We start from the raw sequence: 26285 nt of genomic DNA, 5'->3' as shown, positions 1-26285 counted from the left end.
ATATTTCGAAATTTCACTTTCTTTCCCCATCAGAAATATTGCATGGTTGTACGACGACTTAAATCATCGTGCCCGCCCCCAACAACAATAAGGAAACACCCATGCAAAACGTCAAAGTGCTGATCGGTTTTCTGTGCCTGTTCACCGGCTACGTCGCAGCTGCGCCTGCCCCCGCCGAAAAGGATGTGGCCCAAGCGGTCGACCAACTGACCCAAGCCATGTTGCACCTGGACCTCAAGCAGCTTCATGCGCTGACCTCCGACAAACTCACCTACGGCCACTCCAGCGGCAAGGTGCAGAACAAAGCGCAATTCATTGCTGATCTGGAAACCCACACCAGCGCGTTCAAGACCCTCGAAATGCAGAACCAGACCATTACCCTCGACGGCGACACCGCCCTGGTGCGCAATCACTTTCACGCACTGGCGGTGAACAGCGGCGTAGACACGCCAACCGACATCGACAACTTCCAGGTCTGGCAGAAGCAAAAAGGCAAATGGCTGCTGATCGGGCGCCAGGCTTACAAATACTGATGGCTGGCGGTGAGCTGGCGCGCCTCAGCTCACCATTGCACCACCTCGCGAACCTTCACCAGCGCCTCGCGCAGCGCCGACATGCTCACCGAGCCCAACGCCAAACGCAGCGCGTGGGGCACGGTTGCCGAGACCGCAAACGGCTCGGCGGTCGACACCGAAATACCCTCGCGCTGCAAGGCCATGGCGATCTGATCGGCCCTGGCCTCTTCACCCAGCGGCAGCCACAGAAAATACGATGACGGGTGGCTGATGTAATGCACGCCCTTGAGCACGTGCGCCGCCAAGGCCTGTCGCGCGCTGGCATCCTGGCGCTTCTGCGCTTCCAGTTGGTCGACCGTGCCGTCCTCGATCCAGGCCACGGCCATCGCACTCATGACACCGGGCACGTTCCAGGTGGTGGCCATGATGGTGCGTTCCAGTTTCTTTACCCAGGCCGGGGGCGCGGCAATAAAGCCGACCCGCAACCCGGTCGCGACGCTCTTGGAAAACCCGCCGACGTACACCGTGCGCTCAGGCGCCAGGGTTGCCAATGGCGGCGGCGCTTCTGCCGCCAGAAACGCGTAGGCCGCGTCCTCGATGATCATCAGGTTGTGTTGTCGGGCAATGCCGACTAATTCCTCACGCTGTTCCAGGCTCATCACCCAACCCAACGGGTTATGCAAGGTCGGAATGCTGTACACCGCGCGCACCGGGCGTTTGCTGCACAGGCGTTGCAGGGCGTCCAGATCCGGGCCACTGGCAGTGACCGGGATCGCGACGATTTCCAGGTGCAGGGTTTCGGCCAGCACTTTAAAGCCTGAATACGTCAGGGCATCAACGGCAATCACATCCCCCGGTTTGAGCAATGCCATCATCGTCACCGCCAAGCCGTGCTGGGCACCGCTGACCACCAGCACTTGCTCGGCCTCCACCACCAGCCCTCGGCTCAACAGGTGCCGCGCCACCGCCGCGCGCTCGTGCAGGCGGCCGGCATGGGGCTGGTAGCGCAGCAGCGCCTCCAGGTCGCCCGACAGCGCCAGTTGGCGCAACGCCGTGCGCAGCAAATCGGCCTGGCCTGGCAGCGACGGGTAGTTGAAATTGAGGTCGAGCATGCCCGTCGCCACCGTCATCTGCCCACTGCCCTGCCCCGGCGGCAACGAGATCTCGCGCACGAAAGTGCCGCGCCCGGTTTCGCCACTGACCAGGCCCATCGCCTCAAGCTCGCTGTACACCCGGCTGGCCGTGACCAGCGCCAGGCCATGGTCGGCGGCCAATTGCCGGTGGGTGGGCAGGCGCGTGCCGGGTGGCAGCGCACCGCTGCGGATATCCGCGGCAAAAGCATCGACCAACGACTTGTAGCGAGCACGTGGCATAGGTGATGTATCCATGACAATTTTTTGATTGTCTTAATCTTCAATCCTAGGATAGCCAAACGCAACCTAACCTTTTCAGGCACACCCCCATGGAACGCACCCTTCGCCTCAACAGCCTCGACAGCAGCACTCAAGGTTGGATCAACGGTTTTATTGGCGTGCTCATTTTCAGCGGCTCACTGCCGGCGACGCGCCTGGCGGTGATGGAGTTCGACCCGGTATTTCTGACCATGATCCGCGCCACCCTGGCCGCCGCGCTGGGGCTGTGCCTGCTCGGTGTGTTAAAGGAGACACGCCCCGCGCGCGCGCAGTGGATGCCGCTGGCAGTCGTCGCGCTCGGTGTGGTGATTGGCTTCCCGCTGCTGACGGCACTGGCATTGCAACACGTCACCTCGGCGCACTCCATCGTATTCATCGGCCTGCTGCCGCTGGCCACGGCGGTATTCGGCGTGCTGCGTGGCGGCGAGCGGCCGCGCCCGGTGTTCTGGCTGTTTTCGATGCTCGGCAGCCTGTTGGTGGTGAGTTACGCCGTCGCCCAAGGCTTGAGCGCCGCGCCCGTGGGTGACGTGCTGATGCTGTTGGCGGTGCTGGCATGCGGTTTGGGCTATGCCGAGGGCGCCAAATTGTCGCGCACCTTGGGGGGTTGGCAGGTGATCTGCTGGGCGCTGGTGGTGTCGCTGCCAGTGGTGGCGCCGCTGAGTCTGATCCTCGCCCCCGCGACCTTGACCGGCATCAGCCTGCCGGCCTGGCTGAGCCTGGGCTATGTGGCGTTGTTCAGCATGCTCATCGGCTTTGTGTTCTGGTACCGCGGCCTGGCCCAGGGGGGCATCGCCGCCGTCGGCCAGTTGCAGTTGCTGCAACCCTTCTTTGGCCTGGCGCTGGCGGCAGGCCTGCTGCATGAGCAGGTCAGCCTCGGCATGGTGCTGGTGACGGTTGCGGTGATCGGCTGCGTGGCCGGTGCGAAGCGCTTCGCGCGCTAACGCTGCGGCGCAACCATCTTGAACTTGATGGTGATGTCGTTGGACACCACGCTGTTGCCCGCCCACTCACCTTCGCCAATCTTGAAGTCGTCGCGCTTGAGCACGAACTCACCGTCGAACACGCCGATGCCGCTTTGCTCCTTGAGCAGCACAGTGATGTCCACCGGCCGCGTGATGCCCTTGATCGTCAGGTTGCCGGTGATCGTGTAGCGGTTGTCGCCCAACGCGATGGCGCCGTTGGACTCATACACGCCAACCGGATAGGCCGTGGTGTCGAACCACGCCGGTTGTTGCAGTTGGGTATTGGCGTCCGGGCTGCCGGCGTCGATGCTGGCGAGCTGGATCTTGAGCAACGCATGCGCCGCCTCGGGCTTTTGCGTATCGAACGTCAGGGTGCCTTCAAAGTCGCTGAAGGTGCCATACACCCGCTGCCCGAACTGCTGGAAGGTAAAGCTGATCTGGCTGGCGGTGCGGTTGACGTCTTTGTATTCCACGGCCTGCGCGCTGGAAAACCAACCGAAGACGAGGGCCAGCAAAAACACCTTGGACATTCGACGCTTCATGAAACGCTCCGCGAGAGAAAAGGACACACGTGCTGAGCTAACACGCCATGGCATGGATTTATTCCCATCGGGCGCGCGTCCTGCTAAACAGAGTAGTCGCGAAAAACAATAAGGACTTTTCATGCCCACTCCTTCTCTGCAGGACACCACCGCCCCCGAAGGCATCTGCTACGGCTGTGGCGGCAGCAACCCGCATGGCCTGCACATCAAAAGCCGTTGGGACGCCGATGGCATCCATGTCATCGCCGAGCATCAACCCGAGGCCAAATACAGCGGCTGGCCCGACCTGGTCTACGGCGGCCTGATCGCCATGCTGGTGGACTGTCATTCCAACTGGACGGCCATGGCTTATCACTACCGCGCCGAGCAACGTGCACCCGGCAGCTTGCCGCGCATCGATTGCGTCACCGGCAACCTCGGCATCAAATTCATCAAGCCCACGCCCATGGGCGTCACGCTCAGCCTGTGCGCGCGGGTTGAGGGCGAGGTGGGACGCAAAAGCCGCGTGGTCTGCGAGGTGTACGCAGGTGACGTGCTCACTGCCATCGGTGACTCGGTGTTCGTGCGCGTCGATACCGACCAACTGGCCGCTGCCGCGCATGGTCGCGCGGGCTGATCCTGGTCTACATTGATTGCCACCGCTAATCGAGGAATGCACCGATGACTCGTCTCACCGCGAAAGACTTTGCCCCCGAACTGCTGGAGCTCTACGACGGCTACGCCCACGGCAAGCTCAACCGCCGCGAATTTCTCGACCGCGCCGCGCTGTTCACCTTCGGCGGCCTCACCGCCTCTGCGCTGCTGGCGGCTCTGAGCCCCAACTATGCGCTGGCCGAACAGGTCAAGTTCACCGACCCGGAGATCATCGCCGACTACATCACCTACCCCTCGCCCAAAGGCAACGGCACGGTGCGCGGCTACCTGGTACGCCCGGCCAACGCCAGCGGCAAGGTGCCAGCCGTGGTAGTGGTTCACGAAAACCGTGGCCTGAACCCCTACATCGAAGACGTCGCCCGCCGCCTGGCCAAAGCCGGCTTCATCGCCCTGGCGCCGGACGGCCTCACCTCCATGGGCGGCTACCCGGGCAACGATGAAAAAGGCGTGGAACTGCAACAGAAAGTCGACCCGGAAAAACTCATGAACGACTTCTTCGCCGCCATCGAATGGCTGATGCACCACGACAACAGCACCGGCAAAGTCGGGATTACCGGCTTCTGCTATGGCGGCGGCGTGACCAATGCCGCGGCGGTGGCTTATCCGGAGTTGGGCGCGGCGGTGTCGTTCTACGGCAAGCAGCCGGAGGCAAAAGATGTGCCGCGGATCAAGGCGCCGATCATGCTGCACTACGGCGAGCTGGATACGCGGATCAACGAAGGTTGGCCGGCGTATGAGAAGGCCTTGAAGTCGGCGGGCACGACGTACGAGGCGTACATCTACAAGGGCGCCAACCACGGGTTTCACAATGACTCAACCCCCAGGTATGACGAGGCGGCGGCGAATCTGGCGTGGGAAAGAACGCTCGGCTGGTTCCATAAATACCTGGCCTGACCCCACTCTAAAATGTGGAAGCTGGCTTGTCGTGGCGAGCGGGCTTGCCCCGCGCTGGGGCGCGAAGCGGCCCTAAAACCTGACGACTCAATCATGCTGGAAAGGCGCGGTGACTGTTCTGGGGCTGCTGCGCAGCCCAACGCGGGGCAAGCCCGCTCGCCACAACAAGCCAGCTCTCAGCTTAGAAATAGGGGCGGACCACGCTTAATCCAAAACCGTGGTCTGACCCCGATTTTCAATTTTTACAGTAAAAAACTGTGGGAGCTGGCTTGCCTGCGATGGTGGTCTGTCAGTAACCAATAGGCTGGCTGACCCACCGTTATCGCAGGCAAGCCAGCTCCCACATTGGCTCTTCGCTGATTTCCAGATCAATGCTCCAACGCATACCGCCGACAATGGTTGAGATAACCCTGCTCATGGCTCCCCACCAACTGCACCACACTGGTCCATAACCACGACGGCGCATCCAGCTGTTTCGAGCGGTTTTCCTGCAGCACGCCCATCCACTGCTTGCGCGTATCGCGGTCCATTTGCCGGGCATGGGCGATGCCGACCACGCGGGCCAGGTAGCCGGCGGCGTGCATGGCGTCGGTTTCGCTGAGCTCATCCAGCTCCAGCTTCATGTCCTGGGGCAGCAGCTCGCGGATGAAGAATCCGTGATCCAAAAAGCGCGTCGCCAGCATGCGCTCACCCAAGCCCGGCGACAGCTGGCGCGCGCCTTCCACCACCCGTCGCCCATTGTCGCGGGGCATCTTCGCGCGTGGTGTACGCGGTGCAGCGGCGCCGACGGCTTCCTTGATATCGATCAGGCAATATTCCTGATCATCCTTGTCGCCCACGCCCAGCAGTGCCGCATAGCGCAGCAAGCCGAGGGAACTGCAGCCCTTGACCCAATAGGCTGAGTCCAGCAGTTCAACCTTGGCGTCTTTGGGCCGGCCTTTGAGCGAGGTGACCAACTGGTGGATTTCATCCGAGGCGCACAGGGTTTGCAGGGCGCCCTTTTCTGCCCGCGACAGCGACCAGAAGTGCTTGCCCAGTGGAATCGTCGGCCGCACGTTTTCAATGCGTTCACGCGCCAGGTTTTTCCAGGTGCGCTCCACCGCGCTGCGCATGCCGGCCTTGACCTGGGATGGGCGTGGCGGCACTTCGTCGGGCTTGTCTTTGAAGGCTTGTTCGTAGCCGCCGATCATCTCTTCAAGCATGCGCGCGGTGGTCACTCCCGGCAGGTCCGAGCCGCGTGCGGCGGTGGCCAACGACAAGGCCAGGCGCACCAGATCGTGGGCCGGGTTGCCGATCACGGTCTGGTCAAGGTCGCGGATGTGCATGTCGATACGGCCCTTGATATCGCCGGTCGGGCCCAGGTTGCCGGCGTGGCAATCGCCGCAGATCCAGATCGCCGGGCCGTGCGGCAAGCGGCGGCCTGGCTGGCTGTGCAGCCATTCATAAAACTGCACCGTGCTGCCGCGCACATAGGCGTGGGCGGAGCGCGCCATCTTCAAGTTGCGCAGTTGCGTGAGGTGGGGCATGCGGTCGGCGGGGCGCGGGGTTTTCATGGATGAACTCAGTACGGGGAGATGCGGTAGAGCGTAGCCCCACAAGGAATGTTTCATTATGTTTCAAAAAAACTGGCAAAGAGCCTGTTTCAATTCATAAGCCACACCAAATAATCCGTCGCTAATCCGTCTTTCTAATCGCCCGCCCCTGCGCGCTAGCATCGGCCTTACTCGATGCAGCGAGTCACAACCCTAACTGCACACATCCACAAACACTGCCGCCCTAAAAAAAGAGATAAAGCAGATGAATGACGTGATGAACACTGCACTCCAGGCGCCCACCAAGATCAACCTGGTCAAGGCCCGTGGCTCGCTGGTGTGGGACGACCAAGGCAAGGAATACATCGACTGCACCGCCCAGGCATGGTCGAACAACCTGGGGGCCAACGACCCGCGCGTGGTGGAGGCGGCGATTGCGCAACTGCGCGACATGACCCACATCCGCCCCAACTTCGGCTCCCCCGCCCACACCCGGCTGGTGGCGAAGCTGCGCGAAGTCTCGCCGGCCTCGCTCAACCAGATGGGTTTTGCCCTGCATGGCAGCCTCGCCGGTGAAATGGCGATGAAACTGGCGTTCAAAAACCGTCCCGGCGCGCAGAACCTGCTGGTGCTGCAAGACGGTTACCACGGCCGCTCCCTGGCCACCCTCGGCGCCAGCTGGCCGCACCCGAATAACCCATTCCTGGCGATTCAGCCGCGCTTTACCCGCGTGCCGCACCCGAACCCGTATCGCACCCGACTCGGGCTGGACCCGGAAACCGAGTCCCAGCTGTGCCTGGGTCTGCTTGAAGACACCATTCTCAAGGGCGTCGACGGCGGTGTGGCAGCAGTGATGATGGAGCCTATCCAGGGCAATGGCGGGCACATCGAGTTTCCGCGCTCGTACTACAAAGGCGTGCGCGAGATCTGTGATCGCCTCGGCGTGTTACTGATTTTTGATGAAGTGCAAACCGGTTTCGGGCGCATGGGCACGATGTGGGCGGCGGACTATTACGACGTACTGCCCGACATCATCGTGTTCGGCAAAGGCGTGGGCGGCGGCTTTCCGCTGGCCGGCATCCTGGCCGACGACACACTCAAGTGGTTTGACGAAGGTGAAGAAGCGCTGACTTTTGGCCACTTTCCCGTTTCGCTGGCCGCGGGTTACGCCGCCGTCGAAGCCATCGTCGCCGACGGTCTGTGCGACAAGGCGCGCGACTCGGGCGAATACATCACCGCACGGCTCAAAGAGATGCAAACCCGTCACCCGCTGATCGGCGACGTGCGCTGCCCGGGCCTGATGGCCTCCATTGAGTTGGTCAAGGACCGCACCACCAAAGAGCCCGCATGCCGTGAATCCCAAGAGGTCTATCGCCTTGGGCTGGAGCGCGGCGTATTGTTCGGCGAGAGCCGTTACGCGGGCCTGGGCAACCTGATCAAGGTCAAGCCGCCGCTGGACATCGAGCGCCCACTGCTGGCCAAGGCCCTCGACGTGCTGGATGAAGTGATCGGCATCATCGAGGAGCAACGGCCATGAGCACGATTGTCGAAAGCCCCGTCACCGCCCCACCGAATAGCCAAGCCACGCTGTCCAGCGACGACGCCGACCTGGCGAGCCTTGGCTACGAGCAAAAGATGCACCGCACCATGAGTGCCTTCACCTCGTTTGCCCTGGCCTTCTCCATGGTCTCGATCAACACCGGCGTGGTCACGCTGTTTGCCGACCCGTTCAACCGCGTCGGCGGCATCGGCATCCTGCTATGGCTGCTGGTGATCCCGCTGGTGTGCTGCATCGTGATGGTCTACTGCCATTTGGCCGGGCGTATTCCGCTTACCGGTTACGCCTATCAGTGGTCGAGCCGCCTGGCCGGCAATCACTTCGGCTGGTTCACTGGCTGGGTAGCGTTCACCTCGTTTGTCGCCGGCACGGCGGCCACTTCGGCCGCCATCGGCACGGTGTTCGCCCCCGAGATTTGGGCCAACCCTACACAAGGCCAGATCCAGGGCCTGAGCATCGGCGCGACGCTGGTGGTAGGGCTGCTGAATATCTGCGGGATTCGCCTGGCTACGCGGATCAACGACATCGGCGCGATCATCGAAATCATCGGCACGGTGCTGCTGGCGATTGCCTTGTTCTTTGGCGTGTTTTTCTTCTTCGAACACACCCAAGGCGTGGCGATCCTGACCTCGGCGAAGCCCGTGAGTGGCGGCGACATCAGCTTCACCACCCTCGCCCTCGCCACCTTGTTGCCAGTGTCGGTGCTGCTGGGTTGGGAAGGCGCTGCTGACCTGTCCGAAGAAACCAAAGACCCGCGCCGCGCCGCGCCCCGGGCGATGATTCGCGCGGTGCTGGTGTCCAGCGTGCTGGGTTTCGTGGTGTTTGCGCTGCTGAGCATTGCGATACCGGGCTCGGTCAGCGAGCTGCTCAGCCACAGTGAAAACCCGGTGATCAATATCGTGCGCCTGCAACTGGGCGACGCGGCGGGCATCGGTATGATCGTGATTGCCTTCGCCTCGATCCTCGCGTGCTTGATCGCCAATATGGCAGTGGCCACGCGCATGACCTTCGCGCTGTCGCGGGACAATATGCTGCCGGGCTCCAAGGTGCTGGCGAAGATCAACCCGCACTTTGGCACGCCAGTGGCGGCCATCGTGCTGATCACTGCCATCGCCGTGCTGCTCAACCTGGCCAGCGGCGGGTTTGTCACGGCGATCTACTCGATGGTCGGCCTGACCTACTACTGCACCTACCTGCTGACCTTGATCGCCGCCTTCCTCGCCTACCGCAACGGCCGCATGCCCGGCGCCCCGGACGGTGTGTTCAGCCTGGGCCGCTGGCTGTTGCCGATGATCCTGCTGGGCGGCGCCTGGGCCATCGCGGTGATCCTCACCCTCAGCGTGCCTGAAGAAAGCCGCACCGGCGCGATCACCACTGGCGTTACACTGGCGGTCGGCGTGCTGTGGTGGCTGTTCTCACTGCGCAAGCGCCTCAACAACGGCAGCGCGGGGCCGAGCAGTCAGTTGCTCGATCACTAGCCACGCACAAAACCCCGGCAACGGGGTTTTGCTTGTCACTCTCAAGGAGGTCTATCGATGTTTGCCCAGGCTACCTGGCTCAACCCGCCACAACAGTGGACCCGCGAAGACGACAGGCTGACGGTCACCACCGATGCCCACACCGATTTCTGGCGCGAAACCCACTACGGCTTCGTGCGTGACAACGGCCATTTTCTGTTTGTGCAAACGCCGGGGGAATTCACCGCCCAGGTGAAAATCCAGGGCGGCTTTGCGCACTTGTACGATCAGGCCGGGCTGATGGTGCGGATTGATGAAACGCAGTGGGTGAAGGTCGGCGCCGAGCTGTCCGATGGCGTGACGCTGCTCAGCAGTGTGTTGACCGATGGCGTGTCGGACTGGGCCACTGGCGTGTTCCCCGGTGACCCGCAAGCCTTCTGGATTCGCGCAACCGTGGCCAACGGCGTATTACGCGTGCAGGTCTCGGTGGACGGCGTGAGCTGGCCGCTGGTGCGGTTGGCGCCCTTCCCTGTCGCGCCGTCGTATCAAGTCGGGCCGTACTGCTGCACGCCTGAACGCGGCGGTCTGGAAGTGCGCTTTTGCGAATGGCAGGTCAGCGCGCCGAACGGCAAATCGCTGCACGACCTGTCCTGACTAGGTGCGGCTGCTCGCCACTTCCACGGCCAGTTCGGCGAAGTTGCGCGCGGCCATGCTCGGGTGCGGCGGCAAGGCCACCGCCACTTCGCACATCGGCATGTCGCTGATCACCGGGAACGCCAGGCCGGGCCGTGCGTAAAAACGTGCGGTGGAGAGTGCCGTGATGCTGATTCCGCGCTCCGACGCTACCGCCTGCAATTCGGTTTCCACCGTCGAGGCTTCGTGCACGATCCGCGCCGGCTGCCCGTTGCGGTAGGCATCGGCGGTCCAGTAACTGCGCCAGACGCCACTGCCCGGCGCAGCAATGATCGGCTCATCGAGCAGGTCATGCACGCTGACGCGGCTTTCGCCCGCGAGTCGATGGCTGGATGCCAGGCAGGCCACGCAAGGCTCGGCGACCAACGTGTGCAACTCGATTGCCGGCAGCCCCAACGGTGGGCGCAGCACCGCGACGTCCATGCCGGCATCGATGCCGGCCAGAGGTGAAGCGAAGTCGTACTCGCGCACCACCAGTTCGACCTCGGGGTAGCGCTTGGCGAACACGCTGAGGATCTGCGGCATCAGGTCGACCCCGGCGCCGATCAGGAAGCCCACGTTCAAGCAACCGCGCACACCGCGCGCGTGCTCGCGGGCGGTTTGCACCAAGCGGCCGACGCCATTCACAACTTCCCGCGCCTCCAGCAACAGCGCCTGGCCGGCGCCGGTCAGCGCAACGTTGCGGGTATTGCGTTCGAACAGTTGCACATCCAGCAGCGCCTCGAACTGGCGAATGGTCTGCGACAAGGCCGGTTGCGACACATGCAGGCGCGTGGCGGCGCGCACGAAGCTGAGCTCTTCGGCCACCACCACAAAGGCCTTGAGTTGACGGATGTCCACGCCGGAAGTCTGCATCGGCTCTCCTGTTGATCAGTTCGATGGCCCAGGTCGAGAATGGCACGAGTCAGGCGTCGGCGGATACGGCTTGCAGCCAGCCCTTGAACGCCAGCATCGCCGAGGTTTCGGCCCGCGACTGCAGACGCGTCAGCCAATAACTGCCGGTGGTAATGCCAACGTTGAACGGCTGGCGAATCACATCCGTCGCCAATTGCCGCGAGAACATCATCGCCGGGGCCAGCGCCACGCCGATGCCTTGCAGCGCCGCTTCCATCATTGCCAGCGACGAATCGAAGACGATGCTGCGCGGCACGACGGTGTCGGCGGGCAGGCCTGCGGCCTGGAACCATTGGGTCCACTCATCGGCGCGGTAGGAGCGCAGCAGCGTGTGTTTCAACAGGTCGGCCGGCGTGCGCAATTGCTCGGCCAGCGTGGGTGTACACAGCACGGTCAACGGCGCCGCCAGCAATTCACAGGCGTCGGTGCCGTGCCAGGCGCCGGCGCCGAAGCGGATCGCGTAATCCAGGCCTTCGGCGGCCACGTCGACACGGTTGTTGTGGGTGGACAGGCGCAGGTCGATAAACGGGTAGCGCGCCTGAAAGTCCGGCAGGCGTGGCAGCAGCCAACCCACGGTAAAGGTGCCCACCGCGCCTACGGTGAGCACTTCGCGGTAATGCCCGCCTTCGAACTGGCTGAGCGTCTGGGCAATGCGGTCAAACGATTCGCGCACCACTGGCAGCAGGGTCTCGCCCTCACGGGTGAGCATCAAGCCGCGTGGCAGGCGCTTGAACAAGGTGACATTGAGTTGAGTTTCAAGGCTTTTCACCTGATGGCTGACCGCCGCCTGGGTCACGCACAGCTCAATGGCGGCCCGGGTAAAGCTCAAGTGGCGGGCCGACGCCTCGAAGGCGCGCAAGGCATTGAGCGGCAGATGGGAACGCAGCATGCTTGACCCCAGATTTTCTAATGGCTGGTGCGAGATATGATCGTTTGATCGCGGCCGGCAAACTGCCTACATTTGCCCCGCCTGCGCAGGCTTTCTATTTAATCGATCACCTCATGGAAGCGACATCATGCCCCAACTTTCTCTGTTTGGAGTGCGTAAACTAACCGCCCTGGCCGTATTCATCGCTGCCGGCAACTGCGTTGCGGCAACTGACCTGCAGGCCGTGGTAGACGCCCGCGTAAAACCGTTGATGCAACAACAGGCCATTCCGGGCCTGGCGGTCGCCGTGGTCCAGAACGGCAAGGTGCAATACTTTAACTACGGCACGGCCTCAAAAGAGACCCAGCAGCCGGTCAGCGAAAACACCCTGTTTGAAGTCGGCTCGGTGAGTAAAACCTTCACCGCCACCCTCGGCGGTTACGCCCAGGCGACCGGCAAGCTCAAGCTCTCGGACACCGCCAGCCAGCACTTGCCCGCATTGGCCGGCAGCGCCTTCGACAAGATCAGCCTGCTGCAGCTGGCAACCTACACCGCCGGCGGCCTGCCCCTGCAATTCCCGGACGCGGCCGACAGCGCCGAGACCATGCTCGGCTACTTCCAGCACTGGAAACCGACTTACACACCGGGCGCACAACGCCTGTATTCAAACCCGAGCATCGGGTTGTTCGGCTATCTGGCGGCGCAAAGCCTGGGCCAGCCGTTCAACGTGGCCATGGAAAAAACCCTGCTGCCCAAGCTGGGCTTGACCAACACCCACGTCAGCGTGCCCGCGGACAAATCCGCGCTGTACGCCCAAGGCTACGACAACAACCAGAAGCCCGTACGCGTCAGCCCCGGCGCGCTGGACAGCGAAGCCTACGGCATCAAGACCAGCGCCCACGACCTGGCTCACTACGTGATGGTCAACCTGCACCCGCAAACCCTGGAAAAGCCGCTGCAACAGGCGATTGCCACCACCCACGCGGGCTACTACACCGTGAACGGCATGACCCAGGGCCTGGGCTGGGAGCGCTACCCTTACCCGGTCACGCTGCAAGACTTGCTGGAGGGCAACTCCACGCCTATGGCAATGGAGCCGCACAAGGTCAACTGGCTGTCGCCCGCACAGCCGCAACCGGCCAATGTGCTGTACAACAAAACCGGCTCGACTGGCGGTTTCGGGGCGTACGTGGTGTACGTGCCGAGCAAGGACATGGGCGTGGTGATGCTGGCGAACAAGAATTACCCCAACGCTGAACGGGTCAAGGTGGCGCACGCGATCTTGAGCGCGATGGATCACTAAAGCCTCGCACACATCAACTGTGGGAGCGGGCTTGCCCGCGATAGCGGTGTGTCAGTCGCCATATGCAGCGTCTGGCACGCCCTCATCGCGGGCAAGCCCGGCTCCCACAAAGTATTACTGTGTTGTTGAGTGTTACATCCCCAGCCAGTGCGGCAACGCCAGCGAAATGAACGGCAGGTAAGTCACCATAATCAGGAACACCAGCAGGATCATCAGCCACGGCAACGCCGCGCGGATGGTCTGCCCCAGGGTCAGGCCGGTCACCGCCGAGGTCACGAACAGGTTCAATCCCACGGGTGGGTGCACCAGGCCGATTTCCATATTCACCACCATCACGATCCCCAGGTGAATCGGGTCGATGCCCAACTTCATGGCAATCGGGAAGAAGATCGGCGCCAGGATCAACACGATGGCCGAGGGCTCCATAAAGCTGCCCGCCACCAGCAACACAATATTGACCATGATCAGAAAGCCGATCGGCGTGAGGCCTTCAGAGATCACCCAGGCCGTGATTTCCTGCGGGATCTGCTCGGTGGTCAGCACGTGGGCGAACAGCATGGCGTTGGCGATGATAAACATCAGCATGATCGCCAGGCGCCCCGACTCCAGCAACACCTTGGGGCAGTCGCGAAATTTCATGTCCTTGTAGATGAACAACGCCACGAACGCCGAGTACACCGCCGCCACCGCCGCGGCCTCCGTCGGGGTGAACATGCCGCTGTAGATGCCGCCGAGGATGATCACCAGCAACAGCAAGCCCCAGAATGCGCGGCGCGCGCAGGTCAGCCACTCACGAAAGGTCGCACGCGGTTGAGCCGGCAGTTTTTTGATGCGCGCAACGATGTAGATCGCGACCATCAACATCAAGCCCAGCAGCAAGCCCGGAATGACACCGGCCATAAACAGCTTGCCCACCGAGGTTTCGGTGGCCGCCGAGTACACCACCATCACAATCGAGGGCGGAATCAGAATGCCCAGGGTGCCGGCATTGCAGATGATCCCCGCGCCGAATTCCTTCGGGTAACCGGAGCGCACCATGCCCGCCACGGCAATCGAACCCACCGCTGCCACCGTCGCCGGCGATGAGCCCGACAGCGCGGCAAACAGCATGCACGCCAACACCGCCGCAATCGCCAGGCCGCCGCGGATGTGGCCGACACAGGCGTTGGCAAAGTCGATCAAACGCTGCGCCACGCCGCCGGTTGTCATGAACGCACCGGACAACAGGAAGAACGGAATCGCCAGAAAGGTGTAGGCGTCGGAGGTTTCAAACAGTTTGATCGCCAGCGAACTCACCGAGTCCTGGCTGAACATCAGGATCGACACCGCGCCGGACAGCCCGAGGGAAATCGCGATCGGCACGCCGAGGAACATGAACACGAACAGCAGCAAAAACAGACAGAGCACGGCCATCAGTGACGCTCCTCATGGCTGCCGGCCAACTTGCTGGCCTCGCCGGCCTCGTCGGCCAGGCCCAACCCGACCTGACGGTGGGTAAAGATGCGGTAGAAAATTTCCAGGTAGCGGATAAACACCAGGGCAAAACCGATGGGCACGATGATCACGATGTCGCCGACGTCCACGCCATATTGGTCGAGGTCTTCGGCGCCAATATGGGCGGTCATTACCGCGCTCACCCACTTGTAGCTGGCGACCATGAACAGCCCCGCGTAGGCCAGGCAGCACAGGCACGCGAGCATGCCGAGCAAGCGTTGCACCGGGCGCCTGGTCAGCTTGACCAGCGCGTCCACGCCAAGGTGGCCGGCGGTGCGCACACCGTAGGAGATGCCGAAGAAAATCAGCCAGCCGAACATGGCCTTGGTCAGCGCCACGCTCCAGGTCATGTCCTGGGCCCAGGTCATGGTGTGGTCGCCCAGGGCGTTGAAGAAGTTGCTGCTCCACGCCCACTTGTCCGCCAGGGAAAAGAACAGCGTGTAGATGTTGTTGAGCATGACGTAGACAAATGTCACCAGGGTCATGGCGGCCAGCAGGAAGGCGATAAAACCTTCCTCCAGGTGCTCCCAGACGCGCCTTAGCGTTTGCATGGCAAAACCTCGCGAAGCGGGAATGATGTCGGGGTGGAAATCGGCTCAACCTGTGAGAGCCGGGCTTGCCCGCGATAGGAGCAGCTCGGTTTTTCAGATACACCGAGTTGCCTGCATCGCAGGCAAGCCAGCTCCCACATAAAGCCCTTTGCACCGTGAGTCCGGGTGCTCGCCCAACTACTGGTTGGACGCGTCCGCCGCCTTGATCAGGTCGGCGCCAATCTCGCCTTCAAACTTCTGCCACACCGGGCGCATGGCTTCGCGCCAGAGCTGGCGTTGCTCGGGGGTCAGTTCGATGATTTCGCTGGTCTTGGCGTCGATGATCTTCTGCTTGGCCGACTGGTTCAGCGCCTCGGCCTGCTTGTTCACCTCCACAGTGACCTCGAGCATGATCTGGTCCAGGGTGGTGCGGATGTCCGGCGGCAGGCCGTTCCAGAACGTGGCGTTGGTGATCACCATGTAGTCGATCAGGCCGTGGTTGGACTCGGTGAAGTACTTCTGCACCTCGTTGACCTTTTGGCTTTCATAGTTCGACCAGGTGTTCTCGGTGCCATTCACAGTGCCGGTCTGCAGGCCTTGGTAGACCTCGGCAAAGCTCATCTTGCGCGGGTTGGCGCGGATCGCCTTGAACTGCTCCTCAAGCACGCTGGAGGCTTGCACACGGAACTTCAGTCCACGGGCGTCCTTGGGTTCGTGCAGGGCTTTGTTGGAGGAGAGTTGCTTGAGGCCGTTGTGCCAATACGCCAGGCCGAGGATGTTTTTGTCTTGCATCGAGGTCAGCAGGGCTTTGCCCTGCGCGGCCTGGAAGCGGTCGACGGCGGCCAGGTCGTTGAACAAAAACGGCAGGTCGTATATCTGCACTTGCTTGGTGTACTGCTCGAACTTGGCCAGGGACGGCGCCAGCATCTGCACATCGCCCAGCAGCAGCGCTTCCATCTCCTTGCCATCGCCGAACAGCGACGAGTTGGGGTACACCTCAACCTTGACGCGGCCCGGCAGGCGCTCTTCGGCGAGCTTCTTGAACAGCAGCGCGCCCTGGCCTTTGGGGGTGTTTTCGGCGACCACGTGGGCGAACTTGATCACAATCGGGTCCGCCGCCTGGGCCAGGCCCGCGGCAAACAACGTGGCGGCGCACAGCAGCGCCCGAGAAAGCTTGAGCATGGACAATCACCTTCTTATTGTTGTGTTGTAGGGCAAGGTGCCTGATGTCACGTGTGTAGTGAATTTCGAATTTTAGATACCTGCGTTCGGCTAGGACGAACGCCAATCTTCAGAACAATAAAGATCAAGTGTGGGAGCTGGCTTGCCTGCGATAGCGGTGTGTCAGGCAGTGGATTTATTAGCTGAACCACCGCAATCGCAGGCAAGCCAGCTCCCACAGTTTTTGATTCGGTTTCGTCAGCTATATCTTGGCCGCCAGCAACCTCTGCGCGCGCAGCAGCACCGGCGCATCCACCATCTGCCCATCAATCTGATAGGCCCCTGCCCCGTGTGCGCCGGCATCCACCACGCGTTTGGCCCAGGCCAAATCATCGGCGCTCGGCGCCAGGGCCTCATGGATCACCGCCACCTGCCTGGGATGAATACACAGCGCGCCGGCAAAGCCCATCTCGTAGGCGTGCCGGATCGAACGCCGTAAACCTTCAGGGTCATCGATAGCCGGGTGCACGCCATCCAGCGGCGCGACCAGCCCTGCTGCACGCGAATGCACGATCAACGCCAGGCGTGCCTGGTCGAGGGCGAACTGCGCGGCCGCGGAATGGCTGCTCAGGTTCAAGTCCAGCGCCAGGTCCAGGCCCCCGAACGACAGGCGCTCCACCTGCGGCGCCCGAGCGATTTCAGCCACCGCCAACAAACCCCGCGCACTTTCGATAATCGGCCAGATCATTTTGCCGGTGGCCGCCACCACCGCCACCTGCGCCGCGCTCTCGACTTTGGGCAATAGCACGCCTGCCACATTTGCATGGGCTTTGCAGAACGCCACGTCTTCGAAATGCTCGGCATGCTCCGGCGCGTTGATACGCACCCACACCTGCGCCTCGGGATGGCCTTGCAGAAACGCCCCAAGATTATCCCGCGCCTGGCGTTTGAGCGGCTCTTCGACCGCGTCTTCAAAATCGACAATCACCGCATCGGCGCCACTGGCCAACGCTTTGGCAAACCGCTCCGGGCGACTGCCGGGCACAAACAAGGCCGAACGAACCAAAGGCTTTGGCATCACTTGAATTCCTTATTAGATAACGCCGCGCGCACGCAGAGTGTCGATGGCTTCACCCGAATAGCCGAGCTGATCAAGGATGCTCTGGCTGTGCTGCCCGAGTGCCGGCACAGCGTCCATTCGCGGCGTGAACGCGGCATTACGCGCCGGTGGCAGCAGCGACGGCAACGGCCCGGCCGGGCTCTGGACTTCACGCCAGCTGTCGCGCGCCTTGAGCTGGGGATGGTCCCACACGCCCTGCATGTCGTTGACACGCGCACTGGCAATCTGCGCGTCTTCCAAACGCTGGATCACCGCCTCGGCGTCCAGCTGCGCAAAGCTATCGACAATGATCTGGCGCAGCACTTCACGGTTGGCCGAACGCTTGAAGTTGGCCGAGAAACGCTCATCGGTGGCCAATTGCGGCGTGAGCAGCACCTTGTCGCAGAACGCCGCCCATTCGCGTTCGTTCTGCAAACCAAGCATTACCGTGCCGCCGTCGCCGGTGGGAAACGGCCCATACGGGTAAATCGTCGAGTGCGCCGCCCCGGCGCGCGGGGGTTGCGGCGCGCCGTCGAACGCGTAATACATCGGGTAGCCCATCCACTCCACCAGGCTTTCCAGCATGCTCACATCGATGCGGCTGCCCTTGCCCGTTTTGCCGCGCAGCAGCAGCGCCGAGAGGATGCCGCTGTAGGCGTACATGCCCGCAGAGATATCGGCGATGGAGCAACCGGCCTTGGCCATCTGGTCGTCACCGGGGCCGCCGGTCACCGATAGAAAGCCGCCCTCGCTCTGGATCAGCAAGTCATAGGCCTTTTTCTTCTCGTAAGGCCCGCCTTCGCCATAGCCGGAAATATCGCAGACGATCAGCCGTGGGAAACGCGCGTGCAGCGCTTCAAACGACAAGCCCATGCGCGCCGCCGCGCCGGGTGCGAGGTTCTGCACCAGTACATCGGCGTCGGCCAGCAGGGTGTCGAGGATGGCGCCCGCCTCGTCCTGCTTGAGGTCCAGGGTCAGGCTTTCCTTGGAGCGGTTGGTCCACACGAAATGCGAGGCCAGGCCGCGCACGCGCTCGTCGTAGCCGCGGGCAAAATCACCGGCGCCAGGGCGTTCGATCTTGATGACGCGGGCGCCCAAATCGGCCAGTTGCCGCGTGCAGAATGGCGCGGCAATCGCGTGTTCCAGGCTGACGACAGTGATGCCGTCCAGCGGTCGTTGATTATTCATCACAAATCCTCAAAGCCAGTGGGCCATGGACGCGGCGTTACGCAGGTTCCAGGCCTTGTCGATCAGTGCATCCGCCTGGGCCGGCGTGCGGGCGCCGCTGAAGTGGGTCAGGCGCTGAAACTTGTCCGCCAGCGCCTCACGGCTCAAGGTGTTGCCCGGGTCGCCCTTGGGCTCATCGATGGCGCCGTGCAGCGTGCGCCCGTCGACCGTGGTGACGGTGACGCGGCCCAGCCAGCGTTGCGGGTAGGCGTCGTCCACTTCAGGGTCCAGCGTCATGCTGACCTTGTCGCGAAAGCTCGCAACGGCAGGATCGGTCAGCGCCAGTTGGTGAAACTCGGTGAGCCCGGCCTTGCCATGCACGGCGATCAGGCCGAGCACCGTGCCCATGGAAAACTTGGCCTGGTGCACGGTCGCGGGCACTGCCACGCGGCCCAGAACATCGATGGCGCCCTGGTGCACACGGGTTTGCACGCGGGCGATCTGCTCAGCCCCCAGCCCTTCGCGCTGCATCAAGTCCAACAGCGCATCGGCGGCAGGATGGGTGTGGCGGCACGAGGCGTGAAACTTGAACGAGGTTTCCAGCAGCGCCCAGCGCGTGCCCAGGTCAGCCGACAATTTGCTCGGCTGCGCATCACTGGACATGCCCGCCGCCAACCCTTGGTCGCCTTCAAGAATATTGCGCGCGCCGGTCAGGCCGTCTGCGGTCAGGTACGCGGCGAGCAAGCCATCGGCGGCAGCCTTGGCGGTGTGCAGTTGCTTGGAGTCGGCGGCATCGCGCAGGAACTCCCAAAGGCCGGCGGCCTGAGTGCCGGCGCTGCCGAGCAGGTTGATGAATTGTTCTTCGTTGAAATCCAGCAGCTTGCCCACCGCAACGGCCGCGGCCAGGGTGCCGACAGTCGCCGTGGTGTGGAAGATGCGGTAATGAGAACGCCCCATGAATTCGCCGATGCGAATCCCGGCTTCATAACCGGCCACCGACGCCAGCAGTAACTCGCGGCCGGATTTGCCGAGGTCTTGCGCGGCGGCCAAGGCAGCCGGAAACACCACGGTGGCCGGGTGCAGCACCGAGCTGTTGTGCAGGTCATCCTGCTCCACCAGATGGGACGCGGCGCCGTTGACCAGCGCGGCGAAATACGCGCTGCTGCTGGCGCCACTGACGATGATCTGCGCCGGGCCGCTGCTCGGGCCCATCTTGTGCGCATAGCGCTCGAACAAAGAAATCGGGTGCGCGCCCTTGCTCGCCAACGCAGAGGCGAGCCAATCCAGATACAGGTCTTCGGTGCGCGCCAGCACGTTGTCGGGCAACTGTTCGTAGTTCAACTCGGCGAGGAACCGACACAGGGCTTGGGTATGGCTCATGGTCAGGCCCTCAGAAGCTGCGTGGCAGTTCGAGCAAATGCTCGGCCACGTAGGACAGGATCAGGTTGGTGGAGATCGGCGCCACCTGGTACAGGCGGGTTTCGCGGAATTTGCGCTCCACGTCGTACTCGCAGGCAAACCCGAAACCGCCGTGGGTTTGCAGGCAGGCGTTGGCCGCTTCCCACGATGCCTTGGCTGCCAGGTACTTGGCCATGTTGGCGCTGGCCCCGGCATTCTGGCCGCTGTCGTACTCCGCGCACGCGCGCCAGCGCATCAGGTCTGCCGCTTCGATCTCGATGTGCGCTTCGGCAATCGGGAACTGCACGCCCTGGTTCTGCCCGATAGGTCGGCCAAATACCACGCGGTCGCGGGCATAAGCGCTGGCCTTCTCGATAAACCAGCGGCCGTCGCCGATGCATTCGGCGGCAATCAGCGTGCGCTCGGCATTCAGGCCGTCGAGGATGTATTTGAAGCCCTTGCCCTCCTCGCCGATCAGGCTGCCCTTGGGCAGCTCCAGGTTGTCGAAGAACAGCTCGTTGGTTTCGTGGTTGACCATGTTGGCGATGGGCTGCACGGTCAGGCCGTTGCCGATGGCTTCGCGCAGGTCCACCAGGAAGATCGACATGCCCTCGGACTTTTTCTTCACCTCGGTCAGTGGCGTGGTGCGCGCCAGCAGGATCATCAGGTCGGAATGCTGCACGCGTGAGATCCAGACTTTCTGGCCATTGATCACGTATTTGTCGCCGCGCTGAATCGCAGTGGTCTTGATCTTGGTGGTGTCGGTGCCGGTGGTGGGCTCGGTGACACCCATCGATTGCAGACGCAGTTCGCCGCTGGCGAGCTTGGGCAGGTAGAAGCTTTTCTGCGCGTCGCTGCCATGGCGCAGCAAGGTGAACATGTTGTACATCTGGCCGTGAACGGTGCCGGAATTGCCGCCACAGCGGTTCACTTCCTCAAGAATAACCGAGGCTTCGGCCAGGCCCAGGCCGGAGCCGCCGTATTCTTCCGGGATCATCGCCGACAGCCAGCCGGCGTCGGTCAGGGCTTTGACGAAGGCTTCGGGGAAGCCTTTTTGTTCGTCGACCTTGCGCCAGTAAGCGGCATCGAATTCGGCGCACAGGGCGCGCACGCCTTCGCGGATGGCATTGAGTTCTTCGTTGTCATTGGGGTTCATTAACGGCTCTCCGCCTGTTGTTCTGGTGTTATTCGAAATGCAGTTCGGCTGTTTGCGCCACGCCCTCGGCATTGCCGGCCCACAACTGCGCCACGCCGGGTGCCGTCACGCGCCCGCTCAGCGCAAACGGCTGCGGCGCGATCAACGGGCGCACGCCGCGATAGGCCAACCGGCGCAGGCTGGCTTGCGGATGGGCGCGGCAAAACGCGCGCAGGCTCAAGGTGGCGATCAACGGCCCATGCACCACCAGGCCCGAGTAGCCTTCGGTGCCGGTGACGTAGGGGTAGTCGTAATGGATGCGGTGGCCGTTGAAGGTCACGGCGCTGTAGCGAAACAGCAGGGTTGGCGTGGGGTCGACGGTCTCCTGCCATTCACCCTGGGCCAGTGCCTCGCCGCTGCCCTGCTTGGGTGGCGTGGGTTCGCGGTAGACAATGTCCTGTTCTTCGCGAATCGCCAGGCGACCGCCCTGGGAATAGTCATGGCGCACGGTGACAAACAGCAGCGAACCGGTGCGGCCGGTCTTTTCTTCGACCTGAGTGATGGTTGATTCGCGGGTGGCCGCCTCACCGGCGCGCAAGGCGTGCAGGAACTCGATGCGCCCACCGGCCCACATGCGATTGCGGTTGTCCGCCGGCGGCAGGAAGCCGCCACGCGCCGGGTGGCCGTCGGTGCCCAGGGCCGATTCGGGCAACGGGTCTTGAAAAAAACACCACTGCCACAACGGTGGAACGGCCTCGCCATCCTGGGGCACCGCTTCGCCGAAGGTCGCGGCAATACGCTTGAGCAGGTTATGGCTCAGGTGGTCGTGGGCGGTTTCACTTCGGCCGATCCAATCGGTGGCGCTCATCGGGTACACATCCTCTGGCAGTGGTGGTCTGCACCGGATCATGCAAGCGCCTGCCCGTTCTGAGAATTTGCATTTCAATAAACCAGCGTTCGGTTATGCTGAACGCCGACAATTTGATGCACACCCCCTATCCCTGTGGGAGCTGGCTTGCCTGCGATGGCGATGTATCAGGTTGCACATGCATTGCCCGATCCACCGCCATCGCAGGCAAGCCAGCTCCCACAATTGATCTTCACCGTTGCCGAATAGGTGTTCTGCATGCACTTCGATCTCGCCGACCTGCGCCTGTTTATCCATATCGCCGAATCCCCCAGCCTGACCCAAGGCGCGAAACGCGCGTTTCTCTCGCCCGCTGCCGCCAGTGCGCGGATCAAGGCGCTGGAAGGCCAGCTCGACACGCGCCTGCTGTACCGCGACAGTCGGGGCGTGGAGATCACCCCGGCGGGCGAACGCTTGCTGCACCATGCGCGGCTGATCATGCGCCAGGTGGATTACCTCAAGAGCGAGTTCACCCAATACGGCGTGGATTCGGCCGGGCATATCCGCATCTTCGCTAACACCACGGCGGTCACCGAGTTTCTGCCGGAGGTGCTGGCGGGCTTTCTGTCCCAGCGCCCCGGCGTGACCGTCGACCTGCAAGAGCGCCTGTCGCGCGATATCGTGCGCGGTGTGCTCGATGGCACCAGCGACATGGGCATCATCGCCGGGCCGGTTGAAGCGGCAGGTTTGCAGGTGCTGCATTTCAGCACCGATGAACTGGTGCTGATGGTGCCCGTGGGTCATCCGTTGGCTGACCAGCCTTCAGTGACGCTAGAACAAACCCTTGCCTACCAACATATCGGCCTGCACGAAGGCAGCACGCTGTTAACCTTTTTGCGCGAGCACGTGGAACGGCTCGGCAAGCATTTGTCGCTGCGTATCCAGGTGTCGAGCTTTGAGGCGATCTGCCGGATGGTCGAGGCTGGCGTGGGCATCGGCATCATTCCCGAGTCTGCCGCCGTGCGGCACAGCCGGACCATGCAGTTGGTGGCGGTCAAACTGGATGAACCCTGGGCCATTCGCGAGCGCAGTATTCTGGTGCGTGAACTGGAAGCACTGCCGGGCACCATTCGGGCGCTGATTGCTACCTTGATGCCGCAAAGCGCCTAAGCTGAACATTCACCTTGCCAGAGGAGACTGCCATGCAACTCGAAGGGTCCTGCCATTGCGGCGCCGTGACGTTCAGTCTGACCAGCCAGCACCCGTACCCCTACCAGCGTTGCTACTGCTCGATCTGCCGCAAAACCCAAGGCGGCGGCGGTTATGCGATCAACCTTGCCGGTGATACGCAAAGCCTGAAGGTTCAGGGGCGCAAACAGATTTCGATCTACCACGCCAGGCTCAAGCCCGGGGGCGCCAGCCGTGCACATGCGAGCACCGCCGAACGGCATTTCTGCTCGCAATGCGGCAGCGCACTGTGGCTGTTCAGCCCGCAGTGGCCGGAGCTGATTCATCCGTTCGCTTCAGCCATCGACACGCCGTTGCCGGTGCCGCCGGAACACACGCACTTGATGCTCGGCTCCAGGGCGCCCTGGGTTGAAGTCAGCGTGCGCAAAGGCGACCTGCAGTTCGACGAATACCCCGAAGAATCCATCGCCCAATGGCATGAGCGCCTCGGGTTGACCCGTTAACAGTCTTTAACCGTTTCCCAACAAAGCGCCCAAAGATTGTTGGCCCGCGCAGCCCTAGCATTCGAAGTGCATCAGGTAGATAGGTGTGCTGCTCGTTTGTACTCGGTCAAAGGTGGGAGCTGAACTCGGTCAAATTGTGGGAGCGGGCTTGCTCGCGAAAGCGGTATGTCAGTGACACATGAGCTGACTGAACCACCGCCTTCGCGAGCAAGCCCGCTCCCACAGTTGGATCTCTGTGCATCAGGTAGATGGGTGTGCTGCTCGTTTATACTCGGTCAAATGTGGGAGCTGGCTTGCCTGCGATGGCATCAACCCGGTGTACCTGATACACCGAGGTGCCTGCATCGCAGGCAAGCCAGCTCCCACAGAAAAGCAAAGCCGTGCGGTGATGGCAGCTGAACGCGGTGAACTTGTGGGAGCTGGCAAGGCCTCTCCCACATGGGCATTGCTGAATCCACGCCAAGCCTTACTCGGCATACGCCCAGGTCATTCGAAACGACGCTCCGCCCCACTCCGAATCCAGCACTTCCACTTGGCCGCCATGCCACTGGCTGACCCGTTTTACCAAGGCCAGGCCCAGGCCGAAGCCGCCTGTGCGGCGGTCGCGGCTGGCGTCGAGGCGCAGGAAGGGTTCGAAGATCTTTGCCCGCCCTTCCATCGGCACACCCGGGCCGTCGTCATTGACGCGCACTTCGTAACCGCTGCCAAAACTGATCAACGACACTTCAACACGGCGCTCGGCGTAGCGAATGGCGTTGCGCAGCAGATTGATCACGGCGCGCGCCATAAAGCGCGGTTCGATTTGGATAAAGTCGACCTCACAAGTACGCAGCGACAGCTGCACACCCGCCGCTTCAGCCTCCAGGGCTACGCTGCCGATCACGCTGTCGAGCCAACTGTGGGCCTCGATGTTTTCACGGGTAACCTGGGTGGCGCCGCGCTCCAGGCTGGCGTAGGTCAACAGTTCGGAAACCATTTCCTCCAGTTCGCCCAGGTCGGCGTACATGTCGGCGATCAGTTCACGGCTCTGGCGCGGGTCGGCCTGCTGCCTGAGTTGATCAAGCTCGAACGACAAGCGCGCAATCGGTGTGCGCAGTTCGTGGGAAACGGCGTTGGTCAGTTCGCGCTGGTTGGCGATCAGGCTTTCGATGCGTTCGGCCATCTGGTTGAAGTGCCCGGCCAGCTCACGCACGGTGGAACGGCGCGGCAGCAGGATGCGCGACGCCAGGTCGTTGTCGCCAAAGCGTTGCGCGGCCAGCCGGATATGCTCCAGGTCGCGCCAGTGCGGGCGAACCCAGAAATACAGGACGATGGCCAGGCACAAGCCGAGAAAACCATAGGCCCACAGGTACAGCCACTTGGGCTCTTCCGGCAGTTTGATTTCCAGCAGTTGCGGCCCGCCGTCGATATTGGTCAGGAACTCCATGAAATCCCCGCGCACCACCAGCAAGCCGTCGGCCAACAGCTGCTGTTCGCGCTCGGTCAGCGCCTGGGTGTCGCTCTGCACCAGTTTGAGGCGCAAACCATAATGAGGCTGCAGTTCGGCCAGGCGCGCCTGCCGGGCCTCGCCTTGCAAGGGCCGCAACTGCTCCACCAGGCCATAGGCCGGACCGCGCAGCGCCTCGCGGTTATAGGTTTCGTTGGCCTCGGGCAGTAACTCGTCGAAGGTGTAGTTGACCAGCCAGATCGCGCCCGCCAACCCCAGCGCCAGGATCACATACAGGCGCAGAAACAGCCGCAGCATCTAAACCTCCCACGCAAATGGATTGAACAGATAGCCCTTGCCCCAGATGGTCTTGATGCACACCGGCTCACGCGGGTTGTCATTGAGTTTGCTGCGCAGTTTGCTGATGTACACGTCGACGCTGCGGTTCAGACCATCGAAGGCAATGCCGCGCATGCGGTTAAGAATGTCGTCGCGCGAGAGGATCTTGCCCGCGCTGCTGGCCAGCAGCCAAAGCAGTTCGAATTCCATGGTGGTGAGGTCGATCTTTTCACCGGCCAGGCTGACCACCCGGCAACTGCGGTCAATCGCCAGCCGGCCAAACTCCAGCGAGCCGCGCACGGTGGGTTCGGGCACCTGGCGACGTTGCAGCGCACGCAATCGCGCCAGCAGCACCGGAGGTTTTATGGGTTTGATGACGTAGTCGTCGGCACCGGACTCAAGGCCGAGGATATGGTCCAGGTCGTCTTCCTTGGCGGTCAGGATCACGATGGGCGTGTCGGACAGGTTACGAATCCCGCGACACACGTGCAGGCCGCTCTGGCCGGGCAGCATCAGGTCGAGCACGACGATTTTCGGCTTGAAGTCGAGAAACGCGGCCAGGGCTTCATCACCGCGGTGCACCACATGCACCTCGAAACCGTGCTGCGACAGGAAGTGCGCGATCAGCCCTGCCAGCTTTTCATCGTCCTCAACGAGCAAGACCTTGCTCAGACCCAGGTTTTCCATAAATTCTCAGTGTGGCTGCGCGGATTG

25 protein-coding genes are annotated in these 26285 nt (G+C 62.5%); 10 read left to right on the top strand and 15 right to left on the bottom strand.

What is annotated here, in order from left to right:
* The first annotated feature begins 101 nt into the window (after window positions 1-101).
* Window positions 102-533 (top strand): nuclear transport factor 2 family protein, encoded by a 432-nt coding sequence (locus tag ACM530_RS24115; protein ID WP_106578990.1) that lies wholly within the window; start codon window positions 102-104, stop codon window positions 531-533.
* Between the two features lie 29 nt (window positions 534-562).
* On the opposite strand, the gene ACM530_RS24110 is transcribed toward ACM530_RS24115, so the two are convergent.
* Window positions 563-1888 (bottom strand): PLP-dependent aminotransferase family protein, encoded by a 1326-nt coding sequence (locus ACM530_RS24110; RefSeq protein WP_416363347.1) that lies wholly within the window; start codon window positions 1886-1888, stop codon window positions 563-565.
* 89 nt (window positions 1889-1977) lie between these two features.
* Here ACM530_RS24110 and ACM530_RS24105 point away from each other — a divergent pair, with 89 nt between their 5' ends.
* Window positions 1978-2868 (top strand): DMT family transporter, encoded by an 891-nt coding sequence (locus ACM530_RS24105; protein ID WP_416363346.1) that lies wholly within the window; start codon window positions 1978-1980, stop codon window positions 2866-2868.
* Here the strand turns inward: ACM530_RS24105 and ACM530_RS24100 are convergent.
* Window positions 2865-3431 (bottom strand): YceI family protein, encoded by a 567-nt coding sequence (locus tag ACM530_RS24100; protein ID WP_416363345.1) that lies wholly within the window; start codon window positions 3429-3431, stop codon window positions 2865-2867. The genes ACM530_RS24105 and ACM530_RS24100 overlap by 4 nt on opposite strands.
* 121 nt (window positions 3432-3552) lie before the next feature.
* Here ACM530_RS24100 and ACM530_RS24095 point away from each other — a divergent pair, with 121 nt between their 5' ends.
* Both ACM530_RS24095 and yghX read left to right on the top strand, forming a co-directional pair.
* Entirely contained in the window at window positions 3553-4047 is a 495-nt protein-coding gene (locus ACM530_RS24095) for a PaaI family thioesterase (protein WP_416363344.1), read from the top strand.
* Window positions 4048-4091: 44 nt separating this feature from the next.
* On the top strand, window positions 4092-4979 hold the full coding sequence (yghX, locus tag ACM530_RS24090) for a YghX family hydrolase (protein WP_416363343.1): 888 nt from the start codon (window positions 4092-4094) through the stop codon (window positions 4977-4979).
* Between the two features lie 368 nt (window positions 4980-5347).
* Here the strand turns inward: yghX and ACM530_RS24085 are convergent, their stop codons facing one another.
* Window positions 5348-6532 carry a DUF2252 domain-containing protein gene (locus tag ACM530_RS24085; RefSeq protein WP_416363342.1) on the bottom strand — a complete coding sequence of 395 codons (1185 nt, stop codon included), beginning with the start codon at window positions 6530-6532 and terminating at the stop codon, window positions 5348-5350.
* 256 nt (window positions 6533-6788) lie between these two features.
* Between ACM530_RS24085 and ACM530_RS24080 the strand changes: the two genes are divergently transcribed.
* The 3 genes from ACM530_RS24080 to ACM530_RS24070 are packed head-to-tail and all read left to right on the top strand — an operon-like array spanning window position 6789 to window position 10180.
* Entirely contained in the window at window positions 6789-8048 is a 1260-nt protein-coding gene (locus tag ACM530_RS24080) for an aspartate aminotransferase family protein (RefSeq protein WP_416363341.1), read from the top strand.
* Entirely contained in the window at window positions 8045-9547 is a 1503-nt protein-coding gene (locus tag ACM530_RS24075) for an APC family permease (RefSeq protein WP_416363340.1), read from the top strand. The genes ACM530_RS24080 and ACM530_RS24075 overlap by 4 nt, the downstream gene beginning before the upstream one ends.
* 57 nt (window positions 9548-9604) lie before the next feature.
* The gene (locus ACM530_RS24070; RefSeq protein ID WP_262211000.1) at window positions 9605-10180 is read left to right on the top strand and encodes a DUF1349 domain-containing protein; all 576 of its coding nucleotides are present in this window, start codon (window positions 9605-9607) and stop codon (window positions 10178-10180) included.
* Here ACM530_RS24070 and ACM530_RS24065 read toward each other — a convergent pair whose 3' ends face one another.
* A complete protein-coding gene (locus ACM530_RS24065) occupies window positions 10181-11074 on the bottom strand; it encodes a LysR family transcriptional regulator (RefSeq protein ID WP_416363339.1) in 894 nt (297 codons plus the stop codon).
* A 49-nt stretch (window positions 11075-11123) separates the two neighbouring features.
* Window positions 11124-12002, bottom strand: a complete 879-nt coding sequence (locus ACM530_RS24060) for a LysR family transcriptional regulator (protein ID WP_416363338.1) — start codon at window positions 12000-12002, stop codon at window positions 11124-11126.
* A 127-nt stretch (window positions 12003-12129) separates the two neighbouring features.
* Between ACM530_RS24060 and ampC the strand changes: the two genes are divergently transcribed.
* Window positions 12130-13284: a class C beta-lactamase gene (gene ampC / locus ACM530_RS24055; RefSeq protein WP_416363337.1), complete on the top strand. Its 1155-nt coding sequence runs from the start codon at window positions 12130-12132 to the stop codon at window positions 13282-13284.
* Between the two features lie 132 nt (window positions 13285-13416).
* Here ampC and dctM read toward each other — a convergent pair whose 3' ends face one another.
* The 8 genes from dctM to ACM530_RS24015 all read right to left on the bottom strand — a co-directional run bounded on the left by dctM (window position 13417) and on the right by ACM530_RS24015 (window position 22136).
* Window positions 13417-14697, bottom strand: a complete 1281-nt coding sequence (dctM, locus tag ACM530_RS24050) for a C4-dicarboxylate TRAP transporter large permease protein DctM (protein ID WP_071487261.1) — start codon at window positions 14695-14697, stop codon at window positions 13417-13419.
* On the bottom strand, window positions 14697-15329 hold the full coding sequence (locus ACM530_RS24045; protein ID WP_242198250.1) for a TRAP transporter small permease: 633 nt from the start codon (window positions 15327-15329) through the stop codon (window positions 14697-14699). Before ACM530_RS24045 ends, dctM begins: the two co-directional genes overlap by 1 nt.
* A gap of 177 nt (window positions 15330-15506) precedes the next feature.
* Complete coding sequence (locus ACM530_RS24040; RefSeq protein ID WP_145161183.1) at window positions 15507-16490, bottom strand: TRAP transporter substrate-binding protein; 984 nt, start codon at window positions 16488-16490, stop codon at window positions 15507-15509.
* Between the two features lie 241 nt (window positions 16491-16731).
* Window positions 16732-17547 carry an HpcH/HpaI aldolase/citrate lyase family protein gene (locus ACM530_RS24035; RefSeq protein WP_416363336.1) on the bottom strand — a complete coding sequence of 272 codons (816 nt, stop codon included), beginning with the start codon at window positions 17545-17547 and terminating at the stop codon, window positions 16732-16734.
* A 15-nt stretch (window positions 17548-17562) separates the two neighbouring features.
* Window positions 17563-18756, bottom strand: coding sequence for a CaiB/BaiF CoA transferase family protein (locus ACM530_RS24030; RefSeq protein ID WP_416363335.1), 1194 nt, complete (start codon window positions 18754-18756; stop codon window positions 17563-17565).
* 9 nt (window positions 18757-18765) lie between these two features.
* A complete protein-coding gene (locus ACM530_RS24025; protein WP_416363334.1) occupies window positions 18766-20115 on the bottom strand; it encodes an MmgE/PrpD family protein in 1350 nt (449 codons plus the stop codon).
* Between the two features lie 10 nt (window positions 20116-20125).
* A complete protein-coding gene (locus tag ACM530_RS24020) occupies window positions 20126-21289 on the bottom strand; it encodes an acyl-CoA dehydrogenase family protein (protein ID WP_416363333.1) in 1164 nt (387 codons plus the stop codon).
* A gap of 28 nt (window positions 21290-21317) precedes the next feature.
* Window positions 21318-22136: an FAS1-like dehydratase domain-containing protein gene (locus ACM530_RS24015; protein ID WP_416363332.1), complete on the bottom strand. Its 819-nt coding sequence runs from the start codon at window positions 22134-22136 to the stop codon at window positions 21318-21320.
* Window positions 22137-22394: 258 nt separating this feature from the next.
* On the opposite strand from ACM530_RS24015, the gene ACM530_RS24010 reads away from it, so the two are divergent.
* A complete protein-coding gene (locus ACM530_RS24010; RefSeq protein WP_145161196.1) occupies window positions 22395-23285 on the top strand; it encodes a LysR family transcriptional regulator in 891 nt (296 codons plus the stop codon).
* Between the two features lie 32 nt (window positions 23286-23317).
* Window positions 23318-23806, top strand: a complete 489-nt coding sequence (locus ACM530_RS24005) for a GFA family protein (protein WP_416363331.1) — start codon at window positions 23318-23320, stop codon at window positions 23804-23806.
* 466 nt (window positions 23807-24272) lie between these two features.
* On the opposite strand, the gene ACM530_RS24000 is transcribed toward ACM530_RS24005, so the two are convergent.
* On the bottom strand, window positions 24273-25550 hold the full coding sequence (locus ACM530_RS24000; protein WP_416363330.1) for an ATP-binding protein: 1278 nt from the start codon (window positions 25548-25550) through the stop codon (window positions 24273-24275).
* Window positions 25551-26258 carry a winged helix-turn-helix domain-containing protein gene (locus tag ACM530_RS23995; RefSeq protein ID WP_416363329.1) on the bottom strand — a complete coding sequence of 236 codons (708 nt, stop codon included), beginning with the start codon at window positions 26256-26258 and terminating at the stop codon, window positions 25551-25553.
* Window positions 26259-26285: the final 27 nt, after the last annotated feature.

This window comes from Pseudomonas sp. NFX183, assembly GCF_047943075.1.
Taxonomy (GTDB): Bacteria; Pseudomonadota; Gammaproteobacteria; order Pseudomonadales; family Pseudomonadaceae; genus Aquipseudomonas.
This window is presented reverse-complemented; position numbering and strand designations above follow the sequence as displayed.